This is a genomic window from Bavariicoccus seileri WCC 4188, assembly GCF_000421665.1.
GTDB lineage: Bacteria > Bacillota > Bacilli > Lactobacillales > Aerococcaceae > Bavariicoccus > Bavariicoccus seileri.
The window spans coordinates 1-7,233 of record NZ_ATXL01000067.1; the positions used below are offsets into that span (position 1 = coordinate 1).

The 7,233-nt window shown below is 37.5% G+C and carries 7 protein-coding genes; 6 read left to right on the forward strand and 1 reads right to left on the reverse strand.

Annotated elements, in window-relative coordinates:
- The coding region (locus tag H541_RS12350) for a helix-turn-helix domain-containing protein (RefSeq protein ID WP_033420916.1) at nt 1-205 on the reverse strand (205 nt) is incomplete at its 3' end.
- A 79-nt stretch (nt 206-284) separates the two neighbouring features.
- On the opposite strand from H541_RS12350, the gene H541_RS12355 reads away from it, so the two are divergent.
- From H541_RS12355 to H541_RS0110140, 6 genes are all read left to right on the forward strand, one after another.
- Nucleotides 285-806 carry a PfkB family carbohydrate kinase gene (locus tag H541_RS12355; RefSeq protein ID WP_276202767.1) on the forward strand — a complete coding sequence of 174 codons (522 nt, stop codon included), beginning with the start codon at nt 285-287 and terminating at the stop codon, nt 804-806.
- Between the two features lie 217 nt (nt 807-1,023).
- Nucleotides 1,024-2,001, forward strand: a complete 978-nt coding sequence (gene lacD, locus H541_RS0110120) for a tagatose-bisphosphate aldolase (protein WP_022797182.1) — start codon at nt 1,024-1,026, stop codon at nt 1,999-2,001.
- A 216-nt stretch (nt 2,002-2,217) separates the two neighbouring features.
- Nucleotides 2,218-3,051 carry a PRD domain-containing protein gene (locus H541_RS0110125; RefSeq protein ID WP_022797183.1) on the forward strand — a complete coding sequence of 278 codons (834 nt, stop codon included), beginning with the start codon at nt 2,218-2,220 and terminating at the stop codon, nt 3,049-3,051.
- 38 nt (nt 3,052-3,089) lie between these two features.
- On the forward strand, nt 3,090-4,499 hold the full coding sequence (gene lacG, locus H541_RS0110130) for a 6-phospho-beta-galactosidase (RefSeq protein WP_022797184.1): 1,410 nt from the start codon (nt 3,090-3,092) through the stop codon (nt 4,497-4,499).
- Nucleotides 4,500-4,545: 46 nt separating this feature from the next.
- A complete protein-coding gene (locus H541_RS0110135; RefSeq protein ID WP_022797185.1) occupies nt 4,546-4,866 on the forward strand; it encodes a PTS sugar transporter subunit IIA in 321 nt (106 codons plus the stop codon).
- Nucleotides 4,867-5,028: 162 nt separating this feature from the next.
- Nucleotides 5,029-6,762, forward strand: a complete 1,734-nt coding sequence (locus H541_RS0110140) for a PTS lactose transporter subunit IIBC (RefSeq protein ID WP_022797186.1) — start codon at nt 5,029-5,031, stop codon at nt 6,760-6,762.
- Nucleotides 6,763-7,233: the final 471 nt, after the last annotated feature.

A 7,233-nucleotide genomic window follows, 5' to 3' on the forward strand; every position in this document is an offset into this window, starting at 1 on the left:
ATAGTTGTTTTCTACGTTTATACTCTCCATGAGCAGTTGACGGTGAATAACTGCCATCCTTGTTTGAATTACGATGTAATTCTCTTGAGATAGTCGATTTAGAACGGTCCAGGGTCTCGGATATATGCCCGATAGTTTCGCCTTGTTCATACATTAGGAATATTGTTTCTCGCTCATTCATGGTAAGATGTGTGTATGGATTCATAGCTTTCTCCTTCTAATAGTTGGTTGGTACATCTATTTTATAGGAAAACTATGGATCTTTTTTTATTTTATTATTGTTGTTGCACTTAAATTGTAAAATCGTCACAAAAATCATCACTTTGAGTAATAAACAAGGCGTTCCAGTGGTATTGGACTGTTCTGGCGAGACGTTGAAAGAGTCTTTGAACAATAGTGAAAAACCTTGTTTGATCAAGCCAAACTTAGAAGAGCTATCGGCTTTATTACATAAAAATGTTGTCAATGAGGACGATACATTGAAGAAAACTCTAACAGATCCATTATTTGACGACATCGAGTGGATTGTTGTTTCTCTCGGAGGTGACGGTGCCTTTGTTAGGCATGGCAATGATTTTTACCGTGTTCAGATTCCAAAAATCAAGGTAGTTAACGCTGTAGGATCAGGTGATGCAACAGTAGCAGGCCTATGTTCTGCCATTGCTCATGAAGAAAGTGACGATGTACTTTTGAAAAGAGCTAACACTTTAGGAATGTTAAATGCTCAAGAAAAAATGACTGGGCACATAAACTGCGACCGTTATGACGAGCTGTTTTCTAAGATTTCAGTTTCTCCAATTGCATGATTACTAGCGCATGAGAGTTGTATATATGATATAGGTAAAATAAAAAATAGACCAATTAAAGCAATTAAACCAACTGGATCGATTAACCAATGAACCAAATAAAAAGCATTGATTTAAAAGAACAAAAGGAAAAATAAAACGATTAATGTGAAAGAAATAACCAGAAAAAACATGATGAAGACAGATTGTTACCATTATATGGGGAGGATTATTAATAATGACCGTGACTGAAGGGAAAAAGAAATACTTAGAACAACTGAGTGATGATCGGCATGTGATCAGTGCGTTAGCGATTGATCAACGTGGTGCTTTGAAACGTATGATTGGAGAACATCAGGATACAGAAGCAACTGACGAGCAGATAGTAGCGTTCAAAGAAATCATCTCTGAAGAATTGACACCTTATGCTTCTGCTATCTTATTGGATCCAGAATACGGCTTGCCAGCAGCTAAGAAACGGGCTAAATCAGCTGGTTTATTATTAGCTTATGAAAAGACTGGGTATGATGCAACGACACCTGGTAGATTACCAGACATCTTGTCAATTTGGTCTGTGAAACGATTGAAAGAAGAAGAGGCGGACGCCTGTAAGTTCTTGCTGTATTATGACGTAGACGAAGATCCAGAAGTCAATAATCAAAAGCATGCTTTTATCGAACGTATCGGATCTGAATGTACGGCGGAAGACCTCCCATTCTTCTTGGAAATTGTTACATATGACAGCAAAGGTTTGGATGGCAGTTCGATAGAGTATGCCCGTGAAAAACCCCATAAAGTCAATGAGGCTATCAAAGAATTTTCAAAAGACCTCTACCAAATCGATGTATTAAAAGTAGAAGTTCCTGTTAATATGAATTTTGTGGATGGCTATAATAATGGTGGTGAAGTAGCTTATAGTAAAGAAGAGGCTTCAACTTACTTCAAAGAGCAATCTGATGCTACAAATCTTCCGTTCATCTTTCTTAGTGCAGGAGTGTCTGCCACTTTATTCCAAGAAACGTTGAAATTTGCGAAGGAGTCTGGGTCAACATTCAATGGTGTTTTATGTGGTCGTGCAACATGGGCAAAAAGTGTTGAAGTATTCGTTAAAAAAGGTGAAGAAGCCGCTAGAAAATGGATGCAAACAGAAGGAAAAAATAATATTGAAGCATTAAACAAAGTGTTATCCGAATCCGCTCATCCTATCAAAATGTAGTTAGCATAATGATTGGTGAAAGACGCGATTTAATAGGAAAGTAGATACTTTTGTCGATGAAAGTGTTTACAACACTTTGAGTCTATGCTACACTCAAAGCGAAAAGTTCATAATAGTGGATCGTGACTAATAGATATTAGGCGAGACTGCAAATGGTACTAACGCTCATGAGAGTGTTGCCGTTTGCAGTCTTTTTTTGTCAAAAGGAGGATTGAAATGTACTATGTCGTCAAGCCTTTGAATAATAATGTAGCAATCGTTAAAGATGGAAAACATGATCAAGCAGTCGTTATGGGAGGAGGAATTGCCTTTCAAAAACGTAAAGGAGATACGATTCATCGTTCTCAAGTTGAAAAGATATTTACCCTTAAGAATGGCGAATCAGAGAATAATTTTTTAACATTGCTAAAAAATGTTCCTTTGGATTTTATCACTGCTTGTTACGAAATCATAGAGGAAGCAAAAACGGTTTATCATTATCCCGTTCAAGAATATATTTATGTAACCTTGACTGACCATGTTTTTCTTAATTATCAAAACTACAAAAAGGGAACTTACGAAAAGTCAAAATTACCTGATTTAAGGAAAGACTATCCCGTGGAGTTTAAAATTGGCGAGATGGGGGTCAAAAAACTCAATGAGAAACTTGGCATTTCCTTTCCAGACAGTGAGATTTCACGATTAGCATTACATTTTATCAATGCAAAGAGCACGAGTAATGAAGACCAGAAAATCGAGTTGAACAAAAGGGAGTTGATTACGCTCGTTCAAAATGAATTAAAAAAGCATGGAATCGTTCGTACGACTAGTAACGAAAATTACTTTAATCGCTTAATGATTCATCTGACTTATTTATTGGAACGAGTGGATTTAGAAAATGACAGTGATACAACCTTTACAAAAAAATTTGAAAAACAGTTATCTGAGGATTATCCAACAGCTTATCAAATTGGAACAGCCATTTACGAAAAAATAAATGACTTTATCGGGCGAGAGATGGCAAAAAGTGAAAGGGTTTACTTTACTATTCATATTCAACGGTTACTATAGGGCATAAAAATTAATGAAAATTGGAAAGAAGGAGAACAATGAAAGAATACAGAACATTACCAGAAGACTTTTTAATGGGTGGCGCTACTGCGGCTTATCAAGTTGAAGGAGCCACAACTGCTGACGGAAAAGGCCCGGTAGCTTGGGACACTTTTCTAGTTGAAAAGGGGAGGTACACTGCAGAACCAGCTAGTGATTTTTATAATCAATATCCGGTTGATATTGAATTATGCAAAAAGTTCAAGATTGACAGCTTACGTATGTCGATTGCATGGAGCCGTATTTTTCCACGGGGCTACGGTGAAGTCAATCAAAAGGGCATCGACTACTACCACAATGTTTTTGCAGAGTGTAAAAAGAACGGCATCATTCCTTTTGTGACAATCCACCATTTTGACACTCCAAAGAATCTGTTTGATGATGGTGACTTTTTGAACCGGGAAAACATTGAACATTTTGTGAATTATGCAAAGTTTTGTTTTGATGAATTTGAAGAAGTTCATTACTGGAGTACTTTTAATGAAATCTATCCGGCAGCTACCAACCAATATTTAACAGGAGCTTTTCCTCCAGAAATCCAATTTGATCTTAAGAAAACTGTAACAGCTCTTCACAATATGATGTATGCCCACGCAAGAGCGGTCAACATCTTTAAAGAAGGAGACTATGAAGGGGAAATAGGGGTCGTTCACTCACTAGAACCAAAATACCCAGCATCTGACGCTCCTGAAGATAAACATGCAGCTGAATTAGATGATGCACTATCTATCAAGTTTCTATTAGATGCTACTTACTTAGGGTATTATTCAGAACACACAAAAAGATGCATAGATGAAATCCTAGAAGCAAACGGGACAAGTGTAACATTTGATGATAATGATTTTGTTGAAATGAAGAAAGCTGCTAACCGTAATGATTACTTAGGTATCAACAATTATGTGAGTCATTGGGTGAAAGCCTATAACGAAGAAAGTCAAATATTCTATAACACAACTGGGACAAAAGGTACCCACGTTTACCGCATCAAAGGGATAGGCGAAAGAATTAGAAGAGACGACTTACCACGTACTGATTGGGATTGGTTGATTTATCCTCAAGGTATCTATGATCTATTAGTTAGAATCAAAGAAGACTATCCTAACTACAACAAGATCTACATCACTGAAAATGGTTTAGGATACAAAGATGAGTTTGATGATGGTGTTGTTTTGGATGAACCTCGTATCGATTATTTAAGGGGGTACTTCAATTACATTTCAAAGGCAATAGATGATGGTGTCAATGTTAAAGGCTATTTCATCTGGTCACTGATGGATGTTTTCTCTTGGATCAATGGTTACAACAAACGCTATGGACTATTCTATGTCGACTTTGAAACACAAAAGAGATATCCAAAAGAATCTGCCTATTGGTATAAATATGTAAGTGAACATAAAACGATCATCTAATATATCGGATGTGGGATAAATTATAAAAAATAAGGAGATAAGGCTCATGGATAAAAAAGAACTAGCAATGGTTGGGTTCAATATTGTTGCTTATTCAGGCGATGCTAGAAGTACGTTACTGACACTATTAAAAGAGGTAAGAGCCGGAAAATTTGAAAATGTCGATGCTTATTTAGCTGATGCTGACGAGAATTTAAAGTTGGCTCATAATTCTCAAACAGAAATACTAACAAATGAAGCAGGTGGAGAAGATCTCGATATAGGGTTCATCTTCGTTCATGGGCAAGATCATCTTATGACCACGATTTTGCTAAGAGAATTAGTTCAAGATTTTATTGAACTCTATAAAGATAAATATAATCGATAAACATAACCGATAAACATAACCATGGAAATGAAACCGTTAACGATTAGTAGATATTAGAACGTTTTAAGCGTTAAATTAAGTTGCGCTCAGTAGAAGTACATAACTAAACGAGTAAAAAAATAACACAGTAAATTATATTCAGACCAAGGAGGAGTAAATAACATGAATGTCATTATTGAACAAATTGAGAAACGGCAGGCTTTTTTTCAAAAATTCTCAAAAAATATCTATCTTATGGCCATTAAAGATGGCTTCCTAGGAGCTATGCCGGTAATTTTATTCTCAAGCATATTTATCCTATGTGCAGCAATCCCACCAATATTTGGCGTAACACTACCAGCAGGGCTAGTGGAATGGCTTTGGAAGATCTACGGATACACGATGGGTGTAGTCGGTATGCTTGTTGCTGGTACAACTGCCAAATGCCTTGCAGGAAATATAAATCGTAAAATGCCAGATGGTAAGGTAATCAACGAAACCTCGGTTATGTTGGCTGCAATTTGTGGGTTTTTATTACTGGCTATCACCCAAGTAGACAACGGATTTGATGTTGATTACATGGGTACCAAAGGGATCTTATCAGCTTTCGTTTCGGCATTTATAACTGTAAATATGTATAAATTTTGTGTGAAACGCGATATTACAATCAAAATGCCGAAAGAAGTTCCCGGCTCTATTGCTCAAAACTTCCGTGATGTCTTTCCTTTTTCTTTTTCAGTTCTAAGTTGTGCGTTGATTGATATAGCATCAAGATATTTTATCAACGCGCCATTTGGTGAAATCTTCTCTAAACTATTGTCACCCTTATTTGAAGGAGCAGATAGCTACTTTGGGTTAGCACTGATCTGGTTATTGGTCCCGTTCTTCTGGTTTGTAGGGATTCATGGACCCTCAGTTGTAAAACCAGGGTTAGCAGCTCCATTGTATGGTAATACTGAAGCTAACTTGAAAGTCTTTACAGAAGGCGGACATCCAGAACTAGCTTTGACGGAGAACTTTGGTAACTTTATCGGAGAATTAGGAGGAACAGGGGCAACCTTTATTGTTCCAATCATTTTTATTTTCTTAATGCATTCAAAACAATTGAAAGCAGTTGGGAAAGCATCTGTTGTTCCAGTTATGTTCGCCGTTAACGAACCGCTTCTATTTGCAGCACCAATCATTTTGAATCCTTATTTCTTTATACCATTCTTGATTGCACCAGTTGCTAACGTGCTGATTGGTAAGTTCTTTATTAGTATTCTAGGAATGAATGGCTTTATGTATGTCCTACCGTGGGCAACACCAGGTCCTATTGGTACCGTCATGAGTACTAATTTCCAACCGATATCGATTGTATTAGCCATAACACTCCTAGTCGTCGATTTCTTCATCTATTATCCATTCTGTAAGGCATACGACCGTGTGCTCTTGAAACAAGAAGCAGAACGGAAAGATGAAGTAGACGAAATAGAGGAAATTGATCCAGACTTGAGTGATGATCAGGCAGCTGTATTGGCAGATAATATTGATGAAGTTCAACCTACAAAAGCAACATCAGCAAATTCTCCTGTAGCTGATGCCACTGATAAAGGTCTTAAAGTATTAGTTCTATGCGCCGGAGCAGGGACAAGCGCAATGCTAGCTAATGCCTTGGAAGAAGGAGCTAAGGAAACCGGAAAAAACGTAGTAGCAAAGGCTGGTGCTTATGGCTCACATTACGATATCATGCCAAGTTTCGATTTAGTTGTGTTAGCCCCTCAAGTCAATTCTTACTATGACGATATAAAAACAGATACAGATAAATTAGGAATTAAACTAGTAGGAACTAAAGGACAACAATATATCAAGTTGACCCATGATCCAAAAGGTGCTATTAATTTCGTCTTACGTGCTGCAAGAGAAGGCAATGCGTAACTCATAAAATAAGCCTTTCTAGATTTTAAACTTGTGCCATATGGTCATTACAATTCAATCGGATACAACAACTATAGCTATTACCAAACCTTAAACTACCATCAAAGTTTACAGAAGCAATAAAAAAACGAGCCTTTCAGCTCGTTTTTTTATTTTGTTGTGCGCCCAGCATGGGCGATAACTTGGTGGTGAAAGTCCACTACAGGCTTGGCAGTAGGAACTGTTAGCTGAAGGCAAGGGTGTCCACCGTGAGGTGGAATCTGAAGGAAGCTGAAAGCAAATACTCGCACTGACGAACAGAAATCTCATATGGAGGCTGGATTGGGACGGACGAGCTTGCAACACAAAGCAAAGTCCAATACTGCACGAATCCCATTTAGTAAATGAGGCAGTGACATGAGTGGAAGGTTATCGCACCTTACCTGGGGAGGTCTGTCTAGCGATAAAAACTATCGTAGTAACAACGAATAG